The sequence below is a fragment of the Arthrobacter oryzae genome, from assembly GCF_030718995.1.
Taxonomy (GTDB): Bacteria; Actinomycetota; Actinomycetes; order Actinomycetales; family Micrococcaceae; genus Arthrobacter; species Arthrobacter oryzae_C.
The window spans coordinates 2607996-2633445 of the sequence record NZ_CP132204.1 but is presented as its reverse complement, the minus strand read 5'-3'; the positions used below and the strand labels follow the sequence as shown (position 1 = coordinate 2633445).

The window sequence follows — 25450 nt, the reverse complement described above, 5'->3', positions numbered from 1 at the left end:
GTCCTTTCGATGGGTGTGACGGCTCGCGGAGCCGCCCAGGTCGTAACGGTGCCAACAGCATCGCGGAGCAGGGCAGGGCCCGGCGCGGGCTGACCCTGCTCCATTCGCGGCGTCAGCTGCTGTAGGCCTTGCCGGTGGTCTGCGCCACGTCTGCCACTTCGCCCTTGACTTCCTTGACGACGTCGCCGTGGCCGCCGATCTGTTCGAGTTCGTGGGCGAGTTCGGCGAGCTCGGCACCGCCGGCCATCTGGGCGGTGAGCTCGTCGAGGGTGATGTCCTTCTTTTCGTAGTAGCCGATCGACTTGCCGCGCTTGAGCAGCAGGAACCGGTCACCGACGGGGAAGGCGTGGTGCGGGTTGTGGGTGATGAAGATGACGCCCAGGCCGCGGTCGCGGGCCTGCAGGATGTAGCGCAGCACCACGCCGGACTGCTTCACGCCGAGGGCCGCCGTCGGCTCGTCGAGGATCAACACCTTGGCGCCGAAGTAGACGGCACGGGCAATGGCGACACACTGGCGTTCACCGCCCGAGAGCTGGCCGATCGGCTGCTCCACGTCGCGGAGGTCGATGCCCATCTCGGCGAGTTCATGCTTGGTGATGTCCTTCATCTTCTGGACATCCAGGCTCTTGAACGGGCCGAAGCCGGAGGTCAGTTCGGAGCCGAGGAAGAAGTTCCGCCAGATGGGCATCAGCGGCACCACGGCGAGGTCCTGGTACACCGTGGCAATGCCGACGTCGAGGGCGTCGCGCGGGGAGGTGAACTTCCGCTCCTCGCCCATGACCTTCAGGACGCCCTCGTCGTGCTGATGCAGGCCTGCGATGATCTTGATCAGCGTTGACTTGCCGGCGCCGTTGTCGCCAAGGACGCAGGTGACGCGGCCGTTGTCCACGGCCATGGTCACATCGGTGAGCGCGACGATGTTGCCGTAGTGCTTGCCGACCTTGTCCAGCGAGAGCAGGTGCACCGGGGTGTGGGTCAGCGGATCGGTTTCGTTCTGGAGGAGCGTCTTCTGGTCGATCTGTTTGGCATTCATTTCTCCGGCCCCTTTACTTGAGCTCTGCTCGGCGCTTGACGATCAGGTTGACGATGGTGGCCAGCAGCAGCATCAGGCCGAGGAAGAACTTGAACCAGTCCGGGTTCCACTGCGCGTAGACGATGCCCTTGTTGGCCATGCCGAAGATGAAGGCGCCGATCGCGCCGCCCACGGCCGAGCCGTACCCGCCGGTGAGGAGGCAGCCGCCGATGACAGCGGCGATGATGTAGAGGAATTCGTTGCCCACGCCTTCGCCGGACTGCACGGAGTCGAAGGCGAAAAGGTTGTGCATGCCCAGGACCCAGCCGCAGAAGCCCACGGCCATGAACAGACCGATCTTGGTCTTGGTGACCGGCACACCCACGGCACGGGCGGCGTTGGCGTCGCCGCCGGAGGCGAAGATCCAGTTGCCCACCTTGGTACGCAGCAGCACCCAGGAGGCCACCGCCACGAGGATGATCCAGAAGAACACGGTGATCTTCACTTCCACGCCGGCGATGTTCACCGACGAGGCGAAGACGGCGCGCGCTGAGGCAAAGCCGTCCATTTGGGCGATCGAGGGTGAGGAGACACCGTTGGAGATCATCCGGGTAAGTGCAAGGTTCAGGCCGGTCAGCATCAGGAAGGTGGCCAGGGTGACGATGAAGCTGGGCAGCTTGGTCTTCACCAGGATCCAGCCGTTGACGAAACCGATGCCGAGTGAGACCACCAGGGCCAGGGCCACACCCACCCAGACGTTGAGTGAGAAGTACCACGCGAACATGGAGGCGGTCAGGGCCGAGCTGATGACGGCAACACCGGTGGAAAGGTCGAACTCGCCACCGATCATGAGCAGGGAAACACCCACAGCCATGATGCCGATGGTGGAGGAGCCGTACAGCACAGTGGCGAACGAGCTCGGCTGGATAAAGGTTGAGGAAACGACTGAGAAGAAAACGAACAGGACAATGGCACCCACCAGGGCGCCGACTTCGGGCCGCCCCAGCAGCTTTTGGAACGGACTGCGGCGGCCGACCCGCTCATCCGGCGCCAGCGGTGCCGGCTTGGCTAACGTCTGTGTCATGGAAAACTCCTTGTTGGTCCGGCGGCGGGAGGACCGGAACCCGGCCTCCCGCTGCCGGGGATGCCTGCTGGTTAGCGGACGCCCTGCTGGGCGAATTTGAGGACATCGGCGGCGGATTCCTTGTCCACGACGGTGGGGCCGGTGAGGACAGGCTGGCCGCCGCCGAGCTCGAAGCCGCCGCGGTTGTACTGCCACAGGGCGTCGATGGAGCCGTAACCCTGCAGCCAGGGCTGCTGGTCCACGGTGAACAGGACGGTTCCGTCAACGATCTTCTGGGCGAGGTCGGCATTCATGTCGAACGACGCGGCCTTCGCGGAGCTACCGGAGTCCGTGATGGACTTAAGGGCCGTCAGGGTGATGGGGGCGCCGAGGCCGATGATGGCGTCGGCCTCCTTGGTAGCCTGCAGTTTGGCCGTGATGGTGGAAGCAACTTCCGTCATGTCGCGGCCGTTGACGTAGAGGATCTCCGTGCCGGCAACCTTCGCCTTGACACCCGCGCAACGGGCCTCGAGGCCAACGTGGCCCTGTTCCTGGATGATGCAGATGGGGTGTTTGAAGTTCTGCGAAGCCAGTTTCTCGCCTACCGCCTGGCCGGCGAGCTGCTCGTTCGAGCCGAAGTGCGTAAAAGCGCCAAGCTGTGATGAAACGGATTCACCGGCGTTGAGGCTGACTACGGGGATGCCGGCGTCGGTTGCCTTCTTCAGGGCGTCCTTCAAGGCGTCGGGCTTGGCAAGTGTGACGGCGATGCCGTCCACTTTCTGGTCCACGGCCTGCTCTATCAGCTGGGCCTGGCGGCCGCCTTCCGGATCCGAGGTGTAAAGCAGCTCCACGTTGTCCTTGGCGGCAGCTTCCTCCGCCCCCTTGCGGACGATGTCCCAGAACGTGTCGCCGGCTGCAGCGTGGGTGATGAGGGCGATCTTGATCCGGTCCGTTGTGGCGACCTGGCCGCCGCCTGCGCCGCCGCCGGCCTCGGTGGGCCTGCCGCCGCTGCTGGAACACGCGCTCAGCGCCATCATCGGCACTACTGCCGCAATCAAAGCCGCCTTGCGCCAAGAAAAGTTAGCCACCTTAATCTCCTTTGATCTCAGTTTCCGGGCTGCCACTCTGCAGCCGCCGGAGCACTGTCTACCTCGATCATGGTGATTCACCTCACTAAAGTCAATAGTTTGTCCTGACATTAGGATGTTTTTACTTGAAATCACCTTTGATGGCCCAAAAAATGCCGGGGATGACGGCCTTAGCCACCATCCCCGGCATTTCAATCAGGCCGGCGTTAGCCGACCACGGCGGGCGCCTCGGTCACGGCGAAGGGGGAGCCTGCCGCCGTCGTACGCTCTCCGCCATGCCGCTTGGCCTTGGCAGCGGCGAAGGCCATGACGCCGAGGCCAAGGAGGGTGATTGCCGCGCCGGCCCAGATCGGCGAGGTGTAGCCGAGCCCTGCAGTGATGGTCACGCCGCCGAGCCAGGCGCCGAGGGCGTTGCCGACATTGAAGGCGCCGATGTTGGCGCCGGAGGCCAGGGTGGGGGCGCTGCTGGCGTACTTCATCACCCGCATCTGCAGGCCAGGGACGGTGGCGAAGCCGAAGCCGCCCATCAGGACGAGGGAGGCGATGGTGAGGAGCTGGTTGCCGGCCGTCAGGGCGAATGCCACCAGGATCACCACCAGTGCAGCAAGGACAACCAGCAGCGTGCGGTCCACGTTGCGGTCCGCTGCCTTCCCGCCCAAGGTGTTGCCAATGAACAGCCCCACACCGAAGAGGATCAGGAGCCAGGGCACGGTGGAGGCCGCAAACCCGGTGACCTCGGTGAGGGTGAAGGCGATGTAGGTGAAGGCACCGAACATGCCGCCGTAGCCGAGGACGGTCACAAGGATCGAGAGCCAGACCTGGCCGGACCGGAAGGCGCGCAGTTCACCGCGGAGCCCGCCGGAGGATGCCTGGGCGTCGGCGTCACCATGACCAGCCCTGGGCACCAGCGTCAGGATGCCGATCAGGGCAAGGACGCCGATGCCCGTGATGGCCCAGAAGGTGGCCCGCCAGCCGGCTGCCTGACCGAGCATGGTGCCAAAGGGGACACCGAGAACATTGGCCGCCGTGAGGCCGGTGAACATGATGGCAATCGCGCCGGCTTTCTTGGTGGGCGCCACCATATCCGCGGCCACCACGGCCCCGATGCCGAAGAACGCACCATGTGAAAGGGCAGCCACGATCCGGCCGATCATCATCATCGAATAGTCGGGGGCGGTGGCCGATACCAGGTTGCCGGCGATGAACAGCACCAGCAGGACGGCAAGCACCGGCTTGCGCTCGAAGCGCGTCACCGCCGCGGTGAGCAGCAGGGCACCGACGACGACGGCCAGGGCATAGCCGGAGATCAGCCAGCCGGCCGCGGCCTCGCTGACGCGGAAGTCGGCAGCAACCTCGGGCAGCAGGCCCATGATCACGAACTCGGTGAGTCCGATTCCGAACCCGCCGAGGGCGAGGGCTAACAGGCCAATGGGCATGGCAAAGCTCCTTCAAAGACTGTACGGAATGGGGTAGGGCGCGTAAGCTATTAGTTGCAGACGCGTTATTTATTGTTGCACAAGCAGATACAACGCGCAAGCAACTATTATTTGTTGTGCCCTGTTTCATATCCGCGGGGTACGCGATTCGAAGGGAAGTACACGATGGGCATCAGGGACGACGCCGTTGAAGTCCGCGCGCAGGGGTGGCGGACCCTCGCCGCCTTGCACGGCCTGATCGAGTCCGAGCTGGAACGCTCCCTGCAGGCCGAAGCCCAGTTGTCCGTCGTCGAGTACACCGTGCTCGACGCCCTGAGCCGGCAGGACGGCTGGCACATGCGCATGCAGCAGTTGGCCCGCGCTACCGCGCTGAGCGCCAGCGCCACCACGCGGCTGGTCAACAGGCTCGAGGACCGCGGCCTGCTCACGCGCATCCTGTGCGCGGATGACCGCCGCGGCATTTACACGGAACTGACGGAGAACGGCATCAGGCTGCTCGACGAGGCACGGCCCGCCCACGACGCCACGCTGGAACGGGCCCTCGCCGAAGCGCAGGAGATCCCCGAACTGGCCCCGCTGGTGGACGCGCTGCCCAGGCTGCACGCGCACGCGTAGAAACACAAGAAGCCCCGCGGCGCGCCGAAGCTCGCCCGCGGGGCTTTCCTGTCGTGGTGCTTACTTGACTAGTGCTGCATCCCTGACTTCAGCATCCTTGGCCGCAACGCTCTTGAAGTAGTGCTCCAGGTCCTCAAGGCTCTTGTCCTTGGTTTCCGGCACCACCCGCTTCACCCACACGATGGCTGCCAGCTGGATGGCCACGAAGATGAAGAACGTCGTTGAAACGCCAATCCCGGCCACCATCTGGGGGAAGAAGAACCCGATCAGGAAGTTGATCATCCACAGCACGAACACGCAGATGCCCATGCCGATGCCCCGGACATGCAGCGGGAAGATCTCGGACATGGTCAGCCACGTCACCGTGCCGATGCAGGACTGCATGGACGCCAGGAACGTCACCATGAACAGCAGCACCAGGTAGCCGCGGAGCGTGCTTTCCGGGATCAGCATCGAAATCAGGCCGATCGCCAGCAGCGACGACGCCGTGCCCGCCAGGCCCACGATCAGCATGGACTTCCGGCGCACCCTGGTCATCAGCGACATGCCGATGATGACAGCGACCACGGACGTAACGCCGTTGACCACGTTGGCGAGCAGGGCGCCCTGGTCCCCGAAGCCTGAGCTGGAGAGGATCGAGGTGCCGTAATACATGATGGCGTTGACGCCGCTGATCTGGTTGATCACCGCCATGCCCAGGCCCACCACGAAGATCCGGCGGATCCATGGCACCGTGAGGTCCCGGAACGTTCCGAGCTTGGACTGGTAGTCTTCCCGGGCCGCCTGCCGCACTTCATCGAATTCCGTGGAGACGTCGGCCGACGCACGGGTCTTGCGCAGCACGTCGAGGACTTCGCCGAAGCGTCCGGCCGATGCCAGCCAGCGGGGGCTTTCGGGAAGGACCAGCATGCCGAACCAGAGCACGACGGCCGGCAGCGTCGCGATGACCAGCATCCAGCGCCACACGTGGGACGCCTCCGGGAAGGCGTTGCCCAGGACGGCGTTGAACGTGAACGCCAGGAACTGGCCCGTGACGATCATGAGCTCGTTCTGGGTGACGATCCGCCCGCGCTGGGCTGCCGGCGACATTTCCGCCAGGTACACAGGGACGATCACGGACGCCCCTCCCACCGCCAGGCCCAGCACCGTGCGGGCCAGCACCAGCAGCTCAGTGGTCGGTGCGAGGGAACAGGCAACGGTCGAGAACGCGAAAACGAGGGCCAGCGCCATGATGGTCCTGCGGCGGCCAAAACGGTCGGACAGGCGGCCTGCGGTGATGGCGCCGAACGCCGCGCCGAACAGCAGGGTGGACGTGACCAGCCCTTCAGTCAGCGGCGTCAGCCCGAGGTCCCGCTGCATGAACGGCAGGGCACCGTTGATGACACCGGTGTCGTAGCCGAAGAGCAGGCCGCCGAACGTCGAGAACAGGGCCACCCGCCGCATGAACCCCTTGGGATTGGGAACTGCCGTCGCAGAAGCTGCCGGACCGGCCAGGGACTGGGTCGAACTATCGGAAAGCGTCTTTTCTGTTTGCTTCATAGGGCAGCCGCTACCGTGCTTTCGCGATGTAGTTATTCATCGTGTCCAGCTGGAAGCGGGAAACCTCCGCGGCGTTCTCGTCTTCGGCGAACACGCTGGACACCATCACGGTGTCTTCACGATCCAGGAAGCCGATTTCCTGCAGGCCGCCGAAGAATTCTTCCCAGTTCACGTCGCCGTCGCCGATTTTCAGGTGCTGGTGGACGCGGACCGGGTTGCCGGGCGGGTTGGTGATGTAGCGCAGGCCGTGCGAGGCGTGGTGGTTCATGGTGTCGGCAACGTGGACCAGCCGGAGCTTGTCCCCCGCGGCGCGCATGATGTCCAGCGGCTCGTTCTTCATGTGGAAGCTGTGGGAGGCCACGTAGACCAGGCCAACGTTCTTGGAGTTCAGGCCGCGGATGACGCGGATGGCGGCCAGGCCTTCTTCCACGAAGTCGTCCGGGTGCGGATCGATGAGGACGTCGAGGCCTTCGCGTTCGATGATGGGCAGCAGTTCTTCCATGGAGCGGTAGAAGGCGCGTTCCGATTCTTCGGCCTTCTCCGGGCGTCCGCTGAATTCGGTGTTGATGGTGCCGACGCCGAGGTCCACGGTGATCTGGATGACACGCTTCCAGTAACGGACGGCTGCTTCGCGGGCATCCTCATCCGGCCCGGACCAGCGGAGCACTGGCAGTACGGACGCGATCTCGACCCCCACGTCCTTGCAGGCCTTGTTGAGCTGGCTTACCAGTTCGTCGTCGGCCTTCGGGTGGTTGTAGAACGGGATGAAGTCGGCGTGCGGGGTCATCTGCATGTACTTGTAGCCGAGGTCGGCCACCACCCGGGGAAATTCGAGCAGGGTGTGCGAGTGGTGGAACGGCGTTGGATCAAGTGCGATTTTCACGTGGAACACTCCATTGTGGATGAGTCAGATTTCGAACCGGGTTGGCTTAGCTGTAGAGGGCGGGCTTGGCGTTCAGTTTCACGGCCACCTTTTCGCCGTTCTTCTGCGCTTCGACGCCGGCTTCGCAGCATGCCGCAGTGGCGTAGCCGTCCCAAGCGGTGGGGCCGCCGATTTCGCCGCGGAGTGCCGCGTCCACCCAGGACTGGATTTCGACGTCGTACGCGGCACCGAAACGCTCTTCGAAACCGGGGGTGACGTTGCCGCCCCAGCGGCCGGCGCTGCGGGTGTAGGGTCCCTTGTCGCCGCCGATGCTGACGATGCCGTCTTCGAAGGACGCCTGCGTGGCCACTTCGTAGCCGAACTTGGCGTTGACATAGATTTCGACGTCGGCGAGGACACCGGACTCGGTTTCCACGAGGACGTGCTGGGGATCGTGCTGGCCGGCCGGGGCGTTCTTCGTGGCCTTGCCCAGCCGGACCTGGACGCTGGTGATCTCTTCGCCCGTGAAGAACCTGATGGCGTCGAACTCGTGGACCACCGAGTCATTGATCAGCATCTCGTTGGTGAAACCTGCCGGAGTGGTGGGGTTCCGGTGCTGGTGGTGCAGCATCAGCAGTTCGCCCAGCTCGTGGTCGTGGATGACCTGTCCCAAGGCTGCGTATTCGGCGTCGAAGCGGCGCATGAAGCCCACCTGGATGCGCTTGTGGCCCAGCTTTTCCTCGGCCTGGACGATCTTCCAGGCCGACTCGGCGTCGGGCGTGAGCGGCTTCTCGCAGAGGATCGGGATGTCCTTTTCGAGGGCCTTCAGCAGGATGTCCTCATGCAGGAAGCCGGGCGTGGCGATCAGGACGGCGTTGACGTCTCCGTTGTTGAGGGCCTCGTCGGCGTCAGCCAGGGCTACTGCGCCCGGGATGCCTTCGATGGCTGCCTGCGCACGCGCCAGGTCTACGTCGACGACGGCGGCAACTTCAGCGCCGTGGATCCGCTTGCTGAGGCGCTGGATGTGGTCCGCGCCCATGCGGCCGGCGCCGATGACGGCGACGCGAAGGGTTTCAGTCATTGTTCTTTCCTTACGTTTCGGTGCCTGGGCGGCTGTTAGTTGACTGCCGTGCGGGAGCCGCAGGACAGCAGGTAGTTGCGGGTGCGCTTGGCGATCGGCATGGGGACGTCGAAGGCCACCGGGTACATGTCCTGCTCCACGATGCCGAAGATGGGGCGGTTGAGTGCCTCCACTGCTTCGATGACGGCGCGCAGGTCCGGCAGCCCGTTCGGCGGCTCGGTCATGACGCCGGCAAGGTTTGCCGCGGCCCAGGTCATGTTTTCCTCGTTGACCTTCCTGAGGATGTCCGGGTTGATCTGCTTCAGGTGCAGGTAGCCGATGCGGTCCGGGTAGTTCTTGATGAGCTCCAGGCTGGAGGCCCCGCAGTATTCGGCGTGGCCGGTGTCCAGGCACAGGTTCAGGTACTTCGGGTCCGTTGCGGCCAGGAGGGTTTCGATGTCCTCCTGGGCTCCGACGTGGGAATCGGCGTGGGAGTGGAACTGCTGCTTCAGGCCGAAGTCCTCCAGCAGGGTCTTGCCCAGCCGGTTGTGCCCGGAGAAGAGGTCGCTCCAGGCCTTCTCGGTGAGCTGGCCGCTTTCCACGGCCTGGCCGGTGACGTCATCACGCCACATGGCCGGGATGACCACGATGTGCTCGCCGCCCATGGCCGCCGTGAGTTCGGCGACCTTGCGGGCCGGCTCCCAGGCAGCCTCCCACTGGTCCAGGCCGCGGTGGAACGCGGTGAAAACCGTTCCGGCCGTGACCTTCAGGTCGCGCTGCTTGAGCTCCTCGGCCAGCCGGGCGGGGTCGGTGGGCAGGTAGCCGTAGGGGCCGAGTTCGATCCACTTGTAGCCCGACTCGGCCACTTCGTCGAGGAACCGCTCCCACGGGGTCTGCTTGGGGTCATCCGCGAACCAGACGCCCCAGGAGTCCGGTGCGGTGCCGATGATCAGCTTGTTGTCGGTCATGACAGCTTTGTCTCTCTTTTCTTACCGGCGGCGGGGATCAGTTGGACGGGAAGTTGTACGAGGCACCCGAGGCGTGGGTGGGCTCGGGCCAGCGTGACGTGACTACTTTGCCACGGGTGTAGAAGGAAACGCCTTCGGGGCCGTAGATGTGCTTGTCGCCGAACAGCGAGGCCTTCCAGCCGCCGAAGGAGTGGTAGGCCACCGGCACGGGCAGCGGCACGTTGATGCCGATCATGCCCACGGTCACCGAGCGCTGGAACTTGCGCGCGTTGGCGCCTGAGGAGGTGAAGATGGCGGTGCCGTTGCCGTAGGGGTTGGCGTTGATCAGGGCGATGCCGGCATCCAGGTCCTCCACGCGGACCACGACGAGGACCGGTCCGAAGATTTCCTCGGTGTAGGCGGTCATTCCCGTCTTGACGTGGTCCAGGACCGTGGGTCCGACCCAGAAGCCCTCCTCGTGGCCCGGGACCACAAGATCGCGGCCGTCCACCACCATGGCGGCGCCGGCGGCCTCCGCTTCGGTGACGATCTTGACGATCCGGTCCTTGGAAGCGGGAGTGATGACCGGGCCCATTTCGGCGTCGGGCGCGGTGCCGTTGTTGACCTTCACGGCGAGGGCGCGCTCCTCCACCTTCTTGACCAGCAGGTCGGCGGCCTCGCCGACGGCGACGGCGACGGAGATGGCCATGCAGCGTTCCCCGGCGGAACCGAAGGCGGCCGCGGCGAGGTGGTCGGCGGCGTTGTCGAGGTCGGCGTCGGGCAGCACGATGGCGTGGTTCTTTGCCCCGCCCAGGGCCTGGACGCGCTTGCCGTGCTTGGTGGCGGTCTCGTGGACATACTGCGCGATCGGAGTGGAGCCGACGAAGGAGATGCCGTCCACGTCCGGGTGGGTCAGCAGGCCGTCAACGGTTTCCTTGTCGCCGTGCAGGACCTGGAACACGCCGTCGGGCAGGCCGGCCTGCTTCCACAGCTTGGCCAGCAGCATGGACGCGGAGGGGTCCCGTTCGGAGGGCTTGAGGATGAAGGCGTTGCCGGTGGCGATGGCCATCGGGGCCATCCACAGCGGCACCATCACGGGGAAGTTGAACGGCGTGATGCCGGCGACGACGCCGAGGGGTTCGCGGAAGGAGAAGACGTCGATGCCGGTGGAGACCTGGTCCGAGTAGTCGCCCTTGAGCAGTTGCGGGATGCCGCAGGCGAACTCGATGACTTCCAGGCCCCGGCCGATCTCGCCCTTGGCGTCGGAGAGGACCTTGCCGTGCTCGGCGGTGATCAGTTCGGCGAGGTCGTCCACATGGGCGGCCACGAGTTCACGGAACTTGAACAAAACGGCGGTGCGCTTGGCCAGGGAGATGTCCCCCCAGCTGTCGGCGGCGGCGCGCGCGGCGGCGACGGTGGCGTCCAGGTCCGCCCGGTTGGCCAGCCGCAGCTCGCCAGAGACCTGGCCGGTGGCCGGGTTGTAGACGGGCTGGGTGCGGGTGCCTTCGCCGGCGGTCTCTGCGCCGTTGATGAAATGGTTGATGGTGGCCGTGCTCTGATGCGTGGTGGTAGTCATGGGACTCTTCCTTGAGTGATTGAAAGGCGGCAGCGTGTCCGGGCGTTAGCCCAGCAGCTTGCGCTGGCGGTTCTTGTGGTCGGTGTAGGTCTTGTACGCCTGCTGCGTGGAGTCGAGGTCGGAGACCTGGGAGACGGGGACGTCCCACCAGGATTCGGAGCTCGGGGCGTCCAGCAGGGGGTCGGATTCGACGTGGATCAGGATGGGTCCGCCACGCTCCGGGGCCGCCTTGGCGTCACGGATGGCCTGCTCGAGTTCGGCGATGACCTTCTCCCCCGGTTCGATCCGGATCACCTTCACGCCGAGGCTTTCGGCGTTCAGGGCCAGGTCCACCGGCAGGGTGTCGCCTTCGTCGAAGCTGTGCTGTTCCTCGTTCAGGGCCCGGTACTGGGTGCCGAACCGCTGCGAACCGAGCATTTCGGAGAGGGAGCCGATGGAGGCGTAGCCGTGGTTCTGGATCAGGACCACGATCAGTTTGATCCGCTCGGCGACGGCGGTGACCAGTTCGGTGTGCATCATCAGGTAGGAGCCGTCCCCCACCATGACCACGACGTCGCGCTGCTGGCCCCCGGCTGCGGCTTCCGCCAGGGCCGCGCGCTTCACGCCGAGCCCGCCGGGGATTTCGTAGCCCATGCAGGAGTAGGCGTATTCGACGTGGTAGCCGAACGGGTCGCGGACCCGCCACATCTTGTGCAGGTCACCGGGCAGTGAACCGGCGGCGCAGATGACAACATCGGCCGCGTCCATGGCCCGGCTGGTGGCACCGATGATTTCATTCTGGGCCGGCAGCGGCGTGAACCGGGTGTCGAACGCTTCGTCAACCGTGGCGTCCCAGCGCTTCTTCTCGGCAGCGACCTGCTGCTCCAGGTCGGCGCCGACGCGGTAGCCGCCCAGCGCCTGGTTCAGCTTGACCAGGGCCTTGCGTGCATCTGCCACGATCGGCAGCGTGGTCCCGTGCTTGTACGCGTCGATCGCAGCCACGTTGATGTTGATGAACTTGACGTCCGGGTTCTGGAACGCGGTCCGGGACGCGGTGGTGAAGTCCTCGTAGCGGGTGCCGATCCCGATGATCAGGTCCGCCTCGGCGGCGATGGCGTTGGCCGCCGTCGTGCCGGTGGAGCCAATCGCGCCAAGGGAGTACTTGTGGTCCCAGGGCAGGACGCCGACGCCAGCCTGGGTGTTGCCCACCGGGATGCCGGTGAGTTCGACGAACTTCGCGAGTTCGTCGTTGGCGAAGGCGTAAAGGACGCCGCCGCCTGCGATGATCAGCGGGCGCTTCGCGGCGCGGATCGCCTCGGCGGCACGGCGGATGTCCTCGTCGTCGGCATCGGGGCGGCGAATCCGCCATTCCCGCTCGGCCAGGAATTCCTCGGGCACGTCAAAGGCTTCCGCCTGGACGTCCTGCGGCAGGGAGATGGTGACGGCGCCGGTTTCCGCCGGATCCGTCAGGACCCGCAGTCCGTGGTGGAACGCGGAGAACAGCTGCTCGGGCCGGGAGACGCGGTCGAAGAACTTGGACAACGGCCGGAAGGCGTCGTTGACGGTGATGTCGTACGCGTGAGGCTGCTCGAGCTGCTGCAGCACCGGGTCAGCCGCGCGGGTGGCGAACGTGTCACTGGGAAGCAGCAATACCGGCAGGCGGTTGGTGGTGGCCAATGCCGCCCCGGTCAGCAGGTTCGAGGAACCGGGACCGATCGAGGTGCTGATGGCGAACGTCTGGCGGCGCCGGGTGTGGCGGGCGTAGCCCACGGCCTGGTGGGACTGCGCCTGCTCGTTGCGGCCCTGGTAGTACGGCATGATCGCCGGGTCGGCGGCCTGGTACTGCTTGAGGGCCTGGCCCACGCCGGCAACGTTGCCGTGGCCAAAGATGCCGAACGTACCCGGGATCAGGCGTTCGCGGTAGTCCAGCCCGCCGACAGAATCAACGGTGTACTGCTTGGAAAGATATTCGACGACGGCCTGGGCGACCGTCATCCTGCGTGTTGCAGTTCCTGTATTCGTCCCCATGGGAAGTTACTCCGATACTTCTGCGGTACGGGCTGATGCCGTGTGGTTAAGGAGGGAGGCGGCGGTGGCCACGGCGCCGGCGACGTCGCCGTCCTGCGGGTACAGGAGTGTCCGGCCGACGGTAAGGCCCTGCACGCCGGGAAGGGCCAGGGCGGCTCCCCAGGTTGCGAAGACCTCGTCCTGGGTGCCTTCCGGGTCTCCGCCCAGCAGCACCGTGGGCATGGTGGTGGCAGCCATGACGCGCTCCATTTCGGCCACCACGGGCAGCTTCATCCAGGTGTAGGCGCTGGTGGAGCCGAGGCCTTCGGCGATGGCGATGGACTTGATGACCGCGTTGGTGGACAGGTCGTTGCGGACCTTGCCGTTTTCGCGGACGGACAGGAAGGGCTCCACCATCGCGATCAGCTTGCGCTCCGCGAGCGAGTCGATGGCCTTGGCCGTCGCCTCCAGAAGCGACACGGTGTCCGGGTCTCCGAGGCAAATACGCGTGAGCATCTTGCCGCCGTCGGCTCCCAGAGCCTCCAGTGCAGCGGCGGTGTGGCCGGTGAAGCGGTCATCAAATTCGTTGACCAGGCCGGAGAGCCCGCCGCGGTTCATCGATCCGAAGATCAGCTTGCCGTCGAGCGCGCCAAGCAGCAGGAGATCGTCCATGATGTCCGGGGAGGCAAGCACACCGTCCACGTCCGGGTTGGCCAGCGCAATCTGCAGCCGGTCCAGCAGCTGGCGGCGGTCCGCCATGGCCACGGGGTCGTTGCCGACTGCGAGGGCGCCGCGGGCCGGATGGTCGGCTGCCACGATGAAGTTCTGCCGGCCGTACTTCAGGCCGGGGTGGCGGCGGCGCGCCTTGGCAGCGCGGGCCACGGCGTCCGGGTCCTCCAGGCGGATGGTGCTCAGGTGCGCGTACCGGCGGGGGTCGTCGTCCAGGGCATTGTTCGAGGCGAGGGGCGTGAGGGTCACAGCGCTGCTCCTTCGGTGGCAAACTGGCCAGGCACCAGGCGGCCGCGTTCAGCCAGCAGCGAGGTGACCTCGTCCGGCGTCGGCATGGCGTCGGCGCAGGACAGGCGGGAGGCGACGATGGCGCCGGCGGCATTCGCGTAGTCGAGGACCTCGGCGAGGCTCCAGCCGGACAGCAAGCCGTGGCAGAACGCTCCGCCGAACGAGTCGCCGGCGCCGAGTCCGTTGACTGTCTCCACCGGAACGGGGGCGGACACCACACGCTCGGTGCGGGTCTTGGCCATGACGCCTTCGGGGCCGAGCTTGACGACGGCGATCTCGACGCCGGCGGCCAGGAGCCGGTCTGCCTGCTCGTCCGGGGTTCCCTCCCCCACTGCGACGGCGCATTCCTTGTCGTTGCCGATGGCGACCGTGACATGCGGCAGGATCCTGGCCACCTGGGCCCGGGCTTCCTCTTCCGATGCCCAGAACATGGGACGGTAGTCAAGGTCAAGGATGGTGTACTGGCCTTCCTTGAGGCCGGCGTGCGGGCGCGCCTCGTGGGCCTTGATGTGCGCCTCGCGGCTGGGCTCCTGGCACAGCCCGGTGACAGTGGACCAGAAGATCCGTGCGTCCCGGATGGCGTCGAGGTCCAGTTCCTCGGCCTTGATCTGCAGGTCCGGGGCGGTGGGGAAACGTCCGTAGAAGTAGAGCGGGAAGTCCTCCGGAGGTTTGATCGCGCAGAACGTGACTGCGGTGGGCCATTCCTTCACCGGCGTGACGAAGGTGTCGTCCACGTTGAATTTCCGGAGTTCGCGGTGAAGGTATTTTCCGAAGGCGTCGGCTCCGGTGCGTGTGATCACTCCGGTCCGGCGGCCGTGCCGGGCGGCTGCGACAGCCACGTTGGAGGGTGATCCGCCGAGGTACTTTCCGAAGGACGTGACGTCCTCCAGGTCCACCCCGATGTCGTTCGGGTAGATATCAACGCTGATGCGCCCGATCGTGAGCAGTTCGTGGGTCACGGTAATCGCGGACCTTTCTGGTTTGAACTCTGTACCTCTGAACGGATAGAGCTCCGGTTCCTGGCGGGCCCCCGTGAGCGGGGCCACAACCACTACTTTGCCCTAGAATTATTGTCCTGTCAAAGGTTTGTACTGACATATTTACAACTTGGCATAGCGGCTTCAAATGAGCCCTTTCGGGCAGCTCAACAGGAGCGGGAAGCAGTGCTATTTCCGCGGCACAGCCAGCTCGCCGGTGACGTACTGGGCCCGTCCGAAGCCGAACGACCAGTCGCCGGCACTGTTTTCCACATAGCCGATGAACACGTCCTCGCCGGCCACTCCCTGGTCCGCCAGCTTCCCGGCGATTGCGGCAAAGAGGGCCTGCTTTGCCTCCTGGGTCCGGCCACTCTGGGTAAAGATCTGGATCATCACGACATCGGGCGTGCGCTCAAAGCCGAGCCCCGCATCCTGGGCAAAGATCTGCCCGCGGGGGTGCTCGGTGAGGACGTGGAAGTAGTCGCGCTCTGGAATGCCGTACTCGGCCAGGATCGCATCGTGGATCCCCTGGCTGATTCGGCGCAGATCCTCGGGGCTGCGCCCCTGATTGACATCAATTCGTACCAGCGGCACCGTAGCTCCTAAAGTAGTTTGTCCTGACATACTAACAAAGTATGTAGTTTCAGTGCAAGGCATCAGAGGCCCCCTCTTGCCGCGGCCGGCTTCGAGGCGTAGCCTTAAACAATCAACAGGTTGATAAAGCAATTGATTGATTACACGGATTCTTTGACGGGTAACGGCGGGACGGGGTGATTGCAGGCCATGGACACCGGCGACGACGGACTGCTCGACGCAGCCTTCCTGGCCCTTGCCGATCCTGTCCGCCGCCGCATCATCGCCCGGCTCAGCCGGGGCCCGGCCACCGTCAACGAGTTGGCGGAACCCTTCGCGATCACCAAGCAGGCGGTCTCGAAGCACATCCAGGTCCTCGAGCAGGCACAACTGGTCACCCGAACGCGTGATGCCCAGCGCAGGCCCGTCCACCTGAACCCCGCACGGCTGGAGGCACTCACCGCATGGATCGACCAGTACCGGTTGGTCCGCGAGGGGCAGTTCCGCAGCCTTGACGCCGTGCTTCGTTCCACAGCCGCGGAACGCGGCCCGCAGGTAAAGGAATCATGATGAGCAATTCCCTGAAACTCACTGTTCCGGAGGGGCAGCCCTTCATCGACTATCAGCGCGAGTTCGATTTTCCCGTAGCGGACGTGTTCCGCGCCCACAAGGAGCCGGACCTGATTGTCCAGTGGCTCGGCCCCCGGGGACTCAAGATGGACATCGACCACTACGACTTCCGCACCGGCGGCAGCTACAGCTACCTGCACACGGGGCCCGACGGCGTGGCCTACGAATTCAGCGGTGTCTTCCACACCGTGCGCGAAAACGAGTTCGCCATCCAAACGTTCGAATTCGGCGGCTACCCGGACGTGGTCAGCCTGGAGTACATGACGTTTGAGGACCTCGGCGGCGGACGGTGCCGGCTGACGGGCCACTCCGTCTACCCCAGCCAGGAGGCCCGCGACGGCATGGCGCAGTCCGGCATGGAGGGCGGCATCACGGAGGGCTACGAGCGTCTCGACGAGCTCCTCGGCGGCGCCGCCACGGGCACGTCCGCCGCGGGCACGTCCACCACCGGCCAGCCGGATGCCGGAAAGGTCACGGCATGAGCAACGCACTGAAACTGGTGGCCCCGGAGAATGCGCCCTATGTGGACTCCGAACGGGAGTTTGATTCCCCGGCGGCAGCGGTCTTCCGGGCCCACTCCGATCCGGAAGTTTTCCGGCAGTGGATCGGGCCGCGGGAACTGAGCACGCGGATTGACGAGTTCGACTGCCGTCCCGGCGGCATGTACCGCTTCGTCCAGGAGGGCAGGGACGGCCGCCAGCACGCGTTCCGCGGAGTCTTCCACACGGTCCGCGAGAATACTTTCGTGCTGCAGACCTTCGAGTACGAGGGATACCCTGATGTGGTCACCCTGGAATTCGCTACGTTCGAAGACCTCCCGGGCGGCCGCTCCAAACTCACCGGCAGGTCCGTGTACCCCAGCGTCGAGGCCCGTGCGAAGTTCCTCGCCGACGGCATGGAAGCGGGCATTGCCGCCGGCTACGAGCAGCTGGACGAACTCCTCGCCACATAGCGCGAACGGACACTTCGGGCCCCTCCGCCCGGGGCCGCAACTGTCCGCTCGCGCTGCCCCGGAGGTGGGCGGCCGGGAACTGCGGGTTAAAGAACGACGGCGTCCGGTCACCTTCACTGGGGAAGGCGGCCGGACGCCGTCGTACTGTGTGCAGTTCTAGCCTTAGGGGCAGGACCTACAGTGCTGCGTAGACTTCGCGCAGGAGCTTGGCGGTCTCGGACGGGGTCTTGCCGACCTTGACGCCGGCAGCCTCGAGGGCTTCCTTCTTGGCCTGGGCGGTGCCCGCGGAACCGGAAACGATGGCGCCTGCGTGGCCCATGGTCTTGCCTTCCGGAGCGGTGAAGCCTGCCACGTAGCCGACAACCGGCTTGGTGACGTGTGCCTTGATGTAATCAGCGGCACGCTCTTCGGCGTCGCCGCCGATTTCGCCGATCATGACGATCGCCTTGGTTTCGGGGTCGGCCTCGAAGGCTTCGAGCGCATCAATGTGCGTGGTGCCGATGACGGGGTCGCCGCCAATGCCGATGGCGGTGGAGAAGCCCAGGTCGCGCAGTTCGTACATCATCTGGTAGGTCAAGGTACCGGACTTGGACACCAGGCCGATGGGGCCCTTGCCCGTGATGTTGTTCGGGGTAATGCCCACCAGTGCCTCGCCCGGGGTGATGATGCCGGGGCAGTTCGGCCCGATGATGCGGGTGACCTGCTTGCCGTCGGCGTCGACCGTGGCCTGGGCCAGTGCCCAGAACTCGGCGGAGTCCTGGACCGGCACGCCTTCGGTGATGACAACGACCAGGCCGATGCCGGCCTCAATGGCTTCTACGACGGCGTTCTTGGTGAATGCCGGGGGGACGAAGACGATCGAGACGTCGGCGCCGGTCTCGGCCATGGCTTCCTTGACGGTGCCGTAAACGTTGATTTCAGCATCGCCGTGCAGGACCGTAGTGCCGGCCTTGCGGGCGTTGACGCCGCCCACAATGTTGGTGCCGGCCTTGAGCATCAGGGCGGTGTGCTTGGTGCCTTCGCCGCCGGTGATGCCCTGGACGATGACCTTGGAGTCCTTGTTCAGATAGATAGACATGGTGCGTCCCTTTACTTAGCTGCGTTGGCGAGCTCGGCGGCCTTGTCGGCGCCCTCGTCCATGGTGGCGGCCAGGGTAACCAGCGGGTGGTTGGCCTCGGCCAGGATGCGGCGGCCTTCCTCGACGTTGTTGCCGTCGAGGCGGACGACCAGCGGCTTGTTCGCGGAGTGGCCCAGCTCGGCCAGTGCTCCGACGATGCCCTTGGCCACGGCGTCACAGGCGGTGATTCCGCCGAAGACGTTCACGAACACGGACTTGACCTGCTCGTCGCCCAGGATGACGTCGAGGCCGGCTGCCATGACCTCGGCGGAGGCTCCGCCGCCGATGTCCAGGAAGTTGGCGGGCTTGACGTTGCCGTGGTTTTCACCTGCGTAGGCAACAACGTCCAGCGTGGACATCACAAGGCCGGCACCGTTGCCGATAATGCCCACTTCGCCGTCCAGCTTGACGTAGTTCAGGTCCTGCGCCTTGGCCTTGGCCTCGAGCGGATCTGCAGCGTCCTTGTCCTCCAAGAGGGCGTGCTTGGCGTGGCGGAACTCGGCGTTCTCGTCCAGCGAGACCTTGCCGTCAAGGGCCACGATGTCGCCCGCGCCGGTCTTGACCAGCGGGTTGACCTCCACGAGGGTGGCGTCCTCCTTCTTGAAAACGTCCCAGAGCTTGAGGATCACGGCGGCGACTTTGCCGCGCAGTTCCTCAGCGAAGCCTGCGGCTGCAACGATTTCGTCAGCCTTGGCCTGGTCGATGCCCACTGCGGGATCGATGGCAACCTTGGCCAGGGCGTCGGGGCGTTCGACGGCGAGCTGTTCGATTTCCATGCCGCCTTCAACCGAGCACATGGCCAGGTAGTTGCGGTTGGCCCGGTCCAGAAGGACGGAGAAGTAGTATTCCTCGGCAATGTCCGCGCCCTGGGCAATCATGACCTTGTTGACCGTGTGGCCCTTGATGTCCATGCCCAGGATGTTGGTGGAGTGCTCCAGCGCCTCATCGGCGGTCTTTGCGACCTTAACGCCGCCGGCCTTTCCGCGGCCACCGACCTTAACCTGTGCCTTGACGACAGTTACGCCGCCGATCTTCTCGGCAGCTGCCTTTGCTTCTTCAGGGGTGTGCGCCACGATGCCAGCAAGCACGGGTACACCGTGCGCCTCGAACATATCGCGCGCCTGATATTCAAACAGGTCCACGGTTTAGTGTCCTTCTACGTCGAAGTAGTTTCTGTACAGCCGGACCCCACGTAATCGCGGTTACCGGGCTGCGGAATAAACGCACCCTGCGACAGGCTTGGAAACGAGCCACACGGCGCAATGCTCCTTTGGGAACTCTAGTCCTTCCTGCGGACCGGCCCGTTCCAGAGTACCCGTTATGTGAGTAAGGACACTATTCTATGAAGCGTAGAAAAACCGCTAGATTACGGGGTTTTTGGCGCCCCTGAGGGCGTCCCTGCGGTCTTTTTGCCGCCGTCGGAAATTAGTTCGTAACGGTCCCGCGAAACGAAGAAGCCAACCCCCGCAGACACGTTTCCGCAGGCCACTCCGCCGTTGTACGCCGAGCAGCGCAGGCCGTTGCGTTCGAGGTTCTGTCCCTCCTCCAGCACGGGCAGCCCGGCAACCGGCCCGTTCCTGCTGCCCTTGGGCCCGAATTCAGCTTCCATTTGCGTGACGCCGGAGCGGCACTCGCCGTAGCCGGCCTTGTCCGGCGTGAGCAGCGCGACGCCGCCAAGGTAGCCCAGGCCAGTGCCGGCACAGTCGTCCGTGACGTCCGCAGCCTCGGGTTTGGGATACACGGCCAGCTCGCAGTGTGCCACGGGGACGATCGCAAGCTTGTTGTTGGCAGCGTCGCTGTAGGCGTTCTGCTCGTACGGCAGGTTGAGGTGCTCGCCGCGCGCCGAGGTCAGCGAGCAGACGGCGCTGTGATCGGCAGTGACGAAGCTGAGGACGCCGTCCCCCGCAGAGAACCGGGTGGCGTCCGTCACGGGAGCCTGTTCGAGCTGCTCCAGCGCGGGGAGCGGCGGCGGCGGAACGTAGTCCGGGTCCTCCTGGGTGATGGTGCACGCCGTGCAGGCCAGCAGGATGAGGGCGGCCAGGATCCCCGGTACAGTCCGTCGCATGGGCTCCATTATGCCTGTCGGCGCTACGCATCGATCTTGGTCAGCGGCGCGTACCGCAGCAGGAGCCTCTTTTCGCCGACGCTGAACTTCACCTTGGCCACGGTCTTGTCCCCTGCGCCTTCAACGGCCAGGACCGTGCCGTTCCCGAAGCTCGTGTGGTTGACCTTGTCCCCCACGCTGACGGCCACTACTTCCTTTTGCGGCTGGACGCGGTTCTTCGCGACGGCGGCGGGCACATCGGCGTTGAAGCCTGCCGACGGGCTCGGCGCGTTGCCGCGGGCGGTGCCCGCGCCCCAGAACGAACCGCCGTAGCGGCTGGACCCGATGGAAGCACCGCTCCCCCAGCCGCCCACCTGCCGGCTGGTTCCTTCGCGCCGCCATTCCACCAGCTCGGCCGGAATTTCCTCGATGAACTGGCTGGCCGGGTTGTACTGGCTCTGGCCCCACATGCTGCGGACTTCCGAACGGGTGACGTAAAGGCGCTTCCGGGCACGGGTGAGCCCCACATAGGCCAGCCGGCGTTCCTCCGCGAGCTCCTTGGGGTCGGTGGCCGAACGCTGGTGCGGGAAGAGGCCGTGCTCCATGCCGGTGAGGAACACCACCGGGAACTCCAGCCCCTTGGCGGTGTGGAGGGTCATCAGCGTCACGACGCCCAGCCGTTTGGCTTCCGCCACAGCGGCGTCGATATCCGCGCCCGGGGCGTCCGGGATCTGGTCGGCGTCAGCCACCAGCGACACCTGTTCCAGGAAGGCGCCCAGGGAGCCTTCGGGGTTCTCCTGTTCGTATTCGCGGACGACGGCGACGAGTTCCGCAAGGTTCTCCACCCGGGACTCGTCCTGGGGATCGGTGCTGGACCGCAGGCCGGCCAGGTAGCCGGTCTGCTCGAGGACGGCTTCCAGGGCGGCGGCCGCCCCCGAGCCGCTGGCCACTTCGGCGAGGTCGTCGAGGAGTTTCACGAATCCGAGAACTGCGTTGACTGAGCGGGTGGCCATGCCGGGGGCCTGGTCGGCGCGGCGGGCGGCGGCCATGAACGACGTCCGTTCGCGCTCTGCCAGTGCTGCCACGGCGCCTTCGGCGCGGTCGCCGATGCCGCGCTTGGGTTCGTTGAGCACCCGGCGCAGATTGACGTCATCGTCAGGGTTGACCAGAACACGCAAGTACGCGAGGGCGTCCTTGATTTCCTTGCGCTCGTAGAAGCGCGTGCCGCCCACCACTTTGTACGGCAGCCCGACGCGCACCAGCACGTCTTCGATGGAACGGGACTGCGCGTTGGTGCGGTAGAAGATGGCGACGTCACCGGGGCGGAGGTTGTCCTCGTCCTGGAGCCGGTCGATTTCCTTGGCGATGAACTGCGCTTCGTCGTGTTCGTTCTCGCCCACGTAGCCGATGATCTTGTGGCCTTCGCCCTCGGCCGTCCACAGCCGCTTCTCCGGGCGGTTGGGGTTGCGGGAGATCACCGAGTTGGCGGCCGAAAGGATGTTCTGGGTGGAGCGGTAGTTCTGCTCCAGCTTGATGGTGCGCGCCTCGGGGTAGTCCTTTTCGAATTCCACGATGTTCCGGATGTCCGCGCCGCGGAAGGCATAGATGGACTGGTCCGAGTCACCCACCACAGTGAGTTCGGACGCCCCGGGGCCTTCGCCCACGATTTCGCGGACCAGCGCGTACTGGGCGTGGTTGGTGTCCTGGTATTCGTCCACCAGGACGTGCCGGAAGCGCCGGCGGTAGGACTCGGCGAGCGCGGGAAAGGCCCGGAACATGTACACGGTCTCGGCAATGAGGTCGTCGAAGTCCATGGCGTTGGCCTGGCGCAGCCGCTGGGTGTAGCCCTTGAAGACGTCGGCCACGGCGGATTCGAAGGGATCGTTGTGGTTGGCGGACAAGGCATAGGAATCGGCGTCGATGAGCTCGTTCTTGAGCGCCGAGATCTTGTGCTGGATGGCCTTGGGCGCGAACTTCTTGGGGTCCAGGTCCAGGCTCTTGGACACCTGGGTGACCAGCCGCAGGGAGTCCGCCGAATCGTAGATGGAGAAGTTGGACTTCAGCCCGACGTTGGCCGCTTCCTGCCGCAGGATGCGCACGCACGACGAGTGGAAAGTGGAGATCCACATGATCTTGGCCCGGCCCCCGACGAGGGCCTCGATGCGTTCCCGCATTTCCGCAGCGGCCTTGTTGGTGAAGGTGATGGCCAGGATCTCACCGTGATGGGCACGTCGGGTGGCGATGAGGTAGGCGATCCGGTTGCTGAGCACGCGTGTCTTGCCTGATCCGGCTCCGGCGACGATAAGCAGCGCGCTGCCGGCGTGCTTGACTGCCTCTTCCTGCTGCGGGTTGAGGCCCTGCAGGAGTTCGTCCGCGCCGGGCAGCTTCGGACGCCGGTGGTCTTCGGATTCCGGCCCTCCGCTGCCGTAGCCTGCCGGATTTTGTGCGTCCCCCGGGCGCGACTTGGTGAGCGCTGCCGCTTGCGGGGCAGCCTTGAACGGTCCGTCAGCATACGGGTCAAACAACATATCCATGGTGCTACAAGTCTAGGCGGTGGGGCCGACACTATCGTCCGGGCCGGCCGGCAGGCTCACTCCACCGAGCCGGCCTCAAGGGCGGTCCGGAGCTGCATGACCGCCGTCGTCCCGCCCGCCATGAACCATTCCAGTCCGTTGACGCGGACCGTCTCGGCGACTCCGCCGGCGGCGAGCACAATGGCCTTCCCGGGCAGCCAGTCCCATTCGGGACAGCTGTGCTGGAACCAGCAGTCCAGTTCGCCGTCGGCCACCCTGCCCAGGTCGCAGGATCCTGATCCGAACATCCGCAGCGCCGCTGCAGCGGTGGCCGCCGCGTGCCAGGGCATGGCGCAGAGCGGGTCCGCGAGCCACGTCGGGTGGATGTACGTGGCTGCCCCCTGCTCGGCCAGGGGCTTCAGCGGCCTGGCTCCGCCGTCGTCCTGGAAGGAGGTGAGCCGTTCACCGTTGAGGGTTGCGGGACGGGTGGTCCCGCCGAGCCAGAGTTTGTCCTCTTCGGGCTGGAAAATGGCGCCGAGGACGGTGCCGGCCGCGCTCTTGAGCGCGAGCGCGGAGCACCAGTAGGTGGAGCCGTGCAGGAAGTTGTAGGTGCCGTCCACGGGGTCGATCACCCAGGTCCGCCCGCTGCTCCCCTCGACGGAGGCGCCTTCCTCCCCCAGGATGCCGTCATCCGGCCGGCAGCGCCGCAGCTGCTCCAGCACATAGGCTTCTGCGGCATGGTCGGCGGCCGTAACCACATCGGACACTGACGTCTTTTGCTGCCCTTCCAGGCCGCCCTGCCGCATCATGAGCGCCAGCATCCCGGCTTCCCGGACCAGCGCCTCGGCCAGCTGGTAGTCGTCCAGTCCCGCGTTGAGTTCCGCCGCGCTGTGCCTGCCAAGTTTGTGTCTTCCAAGTTCCGTCACGCGTCCCAGCCTATAGGGGTCCTTCGGCCCATGAACAGCAACAAGGAACAGGCCACACAGGCAGGGAACAGGAACAGGAACAGCGATAATGAACGCATGGCCAAGACACCAGCACAGCGGATCAAGAAACACGGCGCCAAGGCGTCCGTTCCCCAGCACCACCTGCCGCCGGTGATCAACCCCACCACCCAACGGACGCCGGAGAAGGCGCAGAACAACAGCAGCCTGATCCTCATCGCAGGGGTGGTGGCCAGCCTCTTCCTGTTCTGGTACCTGCATTTGCTGACGCTGAACCAGCTCACCCAGCTTTCGGGCGGCGTGCCCATGCCGGACTCGCTGGTGGGCGGCTTTGACCAGGGATTCGTTGACCGGCTGAGGGCGGCCATGAACGAGGACGCCCGCGGCCAGCTCAACTACCTCCACAAAACGGCCGGCACCCTGTTCCCGCTGATATTCGCTTTCACCTGGCTGCTGCTGATCGGGACGAACGTTGCGCGCAAGGCGCTCCGCTGGGCGCTCTGGGCGCTCCCGCTCCTGTTCGCAGCCGTCCGCTTGTGGGGGAACGCCGCCATCGATTCGATGATGTCCGCGTCAACGGCCGACGCCGGGCAGGTTGCTTTGGCCTCCACCCTCACCGTCACTGGCTGGGTGCTGCTGGTGCTGAGCCTGGTGGCCGGCGGCGCTGCCGTGTTTATTGGCCGGAGGCCGCGGAAGTAGTTACCCGGGCGGCTGCCCGCGCAGTTTTTTCCGCCCTGAGTTCCTGCCGGACGCGCTGGGCGATCACCAGCCCCGCTGCTGCCAGGCCGATGGTCACCGGATATCCCATGAACCGCTCCAGGGTGCCCGGCTCCGGGACATCCATTCCCGTGACCCCGCCGATGACCAGCGCCGCAAACGAGACCGCTCCGCAGCCAAGGATGAACCAGCCCAGGGGTGACTGCCTCCGCCAGAGCACCCCCAGCAACAGCAGCGCCAGCGCTCCCCCGATGAAATACATCAGGGCCCCGGTCAGGTGCACCGCGAACAATCCGGCGTCTTCGGGCACCAGTCCCACGATGATGGTTCCGGTCCCTGCGGTGAACGTCAGGACTTTGGCGCCGAGGGCCGTGAACCATGGCACGCGGTGGCCGCTGCCGACGGCGAGCCGGACGCCGGGCCGGGCGGCGACGCACAGGAGGGCTGAGCTGAGGAGCAGGGCCCCCACCAGCATGCCCAGTCCCTGCACCACGAACGAGGCATTCATCAGCAGGTGCAAGGGCGAACAGACGTCCCGGTCTTCATAGGTTCCGCAATGGACGGCCCCGAGGTCGCTGATGTAGCCGGTCCGGCGGTCATAGGGCTCCGGACCGGCCCAGGCCGCGATCACTGCGGACTCGGCCACGAAGTACTGCAACACGCTGAGCTCCGCCCACGCCCCGAAATATTCGCGCCTGGACGCGATATCCGGGAGGAATCCGGCCCGGTAGGAAGTTGCTGGTGTTGCTGCAGTCATGCCAAGAGCGTAGTACGGGCCGTCA

24 protein-coding genes are annotated in these 25450 nt (G+C 65.5%); 5 read left to right on the top strand and 19 right to left on the bottom strand.

What is annotated here, in order from left to right; all coding sequences use genetic code 11:
- Positions 1–112: 112 nt before the first annotated feature.
- The 4 genes from Q8Z05_RS12140 to Q8Z05_RS12125 all read right to left on the bottom strand — a co-directional run bounded on the left by Q8Z05_RS12140 (position 113) and on the right by Q8Z05_RS12125 (position 4599).
- Positions 113–1033, bottom strand: a complete 921-nt coding sequence (locus Q8Z05_RS12140; RefSeq protein ID WP_305939889.1) for an ATP-binding cassette domain-containing protein — start codon at positions 1031–1033, stop codon at positions 113–115.
- A gap of 13 nt (positions 1034–1046) precedes the next feature.
- Positions 1047–2096, bottom strand: coding sequence for an ABC transporter permease (locus Q8Z05_RS12135; protein WP_305939888.1), 1050 nt, complete (start codon positions 2094–2096; stop codon positions 1047–1049).
- Positions 2097–2167: 71 nt separating this feature from the next.
- The gene (locus Q8Z05_RS12130) at positions 2168–3163 is read right to left on the bottom strand and encodes a substrate-binding domain-containing protein (protein WP_305939887.1); all 996 of its coding nucleotides are present in this window, start codon (positions 3161–3163) and stop codon (positions 2168–2170) included.
- Positions 3164–3369: 206 nt separating this feature from the next.
- Positions 3370–4599: an MFS transporter gene (locus Q8Z05_RS12125; RefSeq protein WP_305939886.1), complete on the bottom strand. Its 1230-nt coding sequence runs from the start codon at positions 4597–4599 to the stop codon at positions 3370–3372.
- Positions 4600–4764: 165 nt separating this feature from the next.
- Here Q8Z05_RS12125 and Q8Z05_RS12120 point away from each other — a divergent pair, with 165 nt between their 5' ends.
- Positions 4765–5214 (top strand): MarR family winged helix-turn-helix transcriptional regulator, encoded by a 450-nt coding sequence (locus tag Q8Z05_RS12120; protein ID WP_305939885.1) that lies wholly within the window; start codon positions 4765–4767, stop codon positions 5212–5214.
- A gap of 60 nt (positions 5215–5274) precedes the next feature.
- Here the strand turns inward: Q8Z05_RS12120 and Q8Z05_RS12115 are convergent, their stop codons facing one another.
- The 9 genes from Q8Z05_RS12115 to Q8Z05_RS12075 form a co-directional block, all read right to left on the bottom strand.
- Positions 5275–6753: a sugar porter family MFS transporter gene (locus Q8Z05_RS12115; RefSeq protein WP_305939884.1), complete on the bottom strand. Its 1479-nt coding sequence runs from the start codon at positions 6751–6753 to the stop codon at positions 5275–5277.
- Between the two features lie 10 nt (positions 6754–6763).
- A complete protein-coding gene (locus Q8Z05_RS12110) occupies positions 6764–7636 on the bottom strand; it encodes a sugar phosphate isomerase/epimerase family protein (RefSeq protein ID WP_305939883.1) in 873 nt (290 codons plus the stop codon).
- 46 nt (positions 7637–7682) lie between these two features.
- On the bottom strand, positions 7683–8696 hold the full coding sequence (locus tag Q8Z05_RS12105; protein ID WP_305939882.1) for a Gfo/Idh/MocA family protein: 1014 nt from the start codon (positions 8694–8696) through the stop codon (positions 7683–7685).
- 35 nt (positions 8697–8731) lie between these two features.
- A complete protein-coding gene (locus tag Q8Z05_RS12100) occupies positions 8732–9643 on the bottom strand; it encodes a sugar phosphate isomerase/epimerase family protein (protein ID WP_305939881.1) in 912 nt (303 codons plus the stop codon).
- A gap of 37 nt (positions 9644–9680) precedes the next feature.
- Entirely contained in the window at positions 9681–11198 is a 1518-nt protein-coding gene (locus Q8Z05_RS12095) for a CoA-acylating methylmalonate-semialdehyde dehydrogenase (RefSeq protein WP_305939880.1), read from the bottom strand.
- A gap of 45 nt (positions 11199–11243) precedes the next feature.
- Positions 11244–13172, bottom strand: a complete 1929-nt coding sequence (gene iolD, locus Q8Z05_RS12090) for a 3D-(3,5/4)-trihydroxycyclohexane-1,2-dione acylhydrolase (decyclizing) (RefSeq protein WP_305939879.1) — start codon at positions 13170–13172, stop codon at positions 11244–11246.
- 39 nt (positions 13173–13211) lie between these two features.
- On the bottom strand, positions 13212–14162 hold the full coding sequence (locus Q8Z05_RS12085) for a Cgl0159 family (beta/alpha)8-fold protein (protein WP_305939878.1): 951 nt from the start codon (positions 14160–14162) through the stop codon (positions 13212–13214).
- Positions 14159–15160 carry a 5-dehydro-2-deoxygluconokinase gene (gene iolC, locus Q8Z05_RS12080; protein WP_305939877.1) on the bottom strand — a complete coding sequence of 334 codons (1002 nt, stop codon included), beginning with the start codon at positions 15158–15160 and terminating at the stop codon, positions 14159–14161. Before iolC ends, Q8Z05_RS12085 begins: the two co-directional genes overlap by 4 nt.
- Positions 15161–15367: 207 nt before the next feature.
- Positions 15368–15772 (bottom strand): tautomerase family protein, encoded by a 405-nt coding sequence (locus Q8Z05_RS12075; RefSeq protein ID WP_305939876.1) that lies wholly within the window; start codon positions 15770–15772, stop codon positions 15368–15370.
- Positions 15773–15961: 189 nt separating this feature from the next.
- Here Q8Z05_RS12075 and Q8Z05_RS12070 point away from each other — a divergent pair, with 189 nt between their 5' ends.
- From Q8Z05_RS12070 to Q8Z05_RS12060, 3 genes are read left to right on the top strand one after another with little or no spacing between them, the layout of a single operon-like run.
- On the top strand, positions 15962–16321 hold the full coding sequence (locus Q8Z05_RS12070) for an ArsR/SmtB family transcription factor (protein WP_305939875.1): 360 nt from the start codon (positions 15962–15964) through the stop codon (positions 16319–16321).
- Entirely contained in the window at positions 16321–16863 is a 543-nt protein-coding gene (locus tag Q8Z05_RS12065) for an SRPBCC family protein (protein WP_305943549.1), read from the top strand. The genes Q8Z05_RS12070 and Q8Z05_RS12065 overlap by 1 nt, the downstream gene beginning before the upstream one ends.
- Positions 16860–17333, top strand: a complete 474-nt coding sequence (locus Q8Z05_RS12060) for an SRPBCC family protein (RefSeq protein ID WP_305939874.1) — start codon at positions 16860–16862, stop codon at positions 17331–17333. The genes Q8Z05_RS12065 and Q8Z05_RS12060 overlap by 4 nt, the downstream gene beginning before the upstream one ends.
- Positions 17334–17508: 175 nt before the next feature.
- Here the strand turns inward: Q8Z05_RS12060 and sucD are convergent, their stop codons facing one another.
- The 5 genes from sucD to Q8Z05_RS12035 all read right to left on the bottom strand — a co-directional run bounded on the left by sucD (position 17509) and on the right by Q8Z05_RS12035 (position 23933).
- Positions 17509–18411: a succinate--CoA ligase subunit alpha gene (sucD, locus tag Q8Z05_RS12055; protein WP_305939873.1), complete on the bottom strand. Its 903-nt coding sequence runs from the start codon at positions 18409–18411 to the stop codon at positions 17509–17511.
- Positions 18412–18422: 11 nt separating this feature from the next.
- Positions 18423–19592, bottom strand: a complete 1170-nt coding sequence (sucC, locus tag Q8Z05_RS12050) for an ADP-forming succinate--CoA ligase subunit beta (protein WP_305939872.1) — start codon at positions 19590–19592, stop codon at positions 18423–18425.
- A 224-nt stretch (positions 19593–19816) separates the two neighbouring features.
- Positions 19817–20524 (bottom strand): hypothetical protein, encoded by a 708-nt coding sequence (locus Q8Z05_RS12045; RefSeq protein WP_305939871.1) that lies wholly within the window; start codon positions 20522–20524, stop codon positions 19817–19819.
- A 14-nt stretch (positions 20525–20538) separates the two neighbouring features.
- Positions 20539–23022, bottom strand: coding sequence for a DNA helicase PcrA (pcrA, locus tag Q8Z05_RS12040; RefSeq protein WP_371745976.1), 2484 nt, complete (start codon positions 23020–23022; stop codon positions 20539–20541).
- Between the two features lie 62 nt (positions 23023–23084).
- Positions 23085–23933 (bottom strand): inositol monophosphatase family protein, encoded by an 849-nt coding sequence (locus tag Q8Z05_RS12035; RefSeq protein WP_305939869.1) that lies wholly within the window; start codon positions 23931–23933, stop codon positions 23085–23087.
- A 96-nt stretch (positions 23934–24029) separates the two neighbouring features.
- Here Q8Z05_RS12035 and Q8Z05_RS12030 point away from each other — a divergent pair, with 96 nt between their 5' ends.
- Positions 24030–24650: a hypothetical protein gene (locus Q8Z05_RS12030; protein ID WP_305939868.1), complete on the top strand. Its 621-nt coding sequence runs from the start codon at positions 24030–24032 to the stop codon at positions 24648–24650.
- On the opposite strand, the gene Q8Z05_RS12025 is transcribed toward Q8Z05_RS12030, so the two are convergent.
- On the bottom strand, positions 24625–25425 hold the full coding sequence (locus tag Q8Z05_RS12025; protein WP_305939867.1) for a DUF998 domain-containing protein: 801 nt from the start codon (positions 25423–25425) through the stop codon (positions 24625–24627). The genes Q8Z05_RS12030 and Q8Z05_RS12025 overlap by 26 nt on opposite strands.
- Positions 25426–25450: the final 25 nt, after the last annotated feature.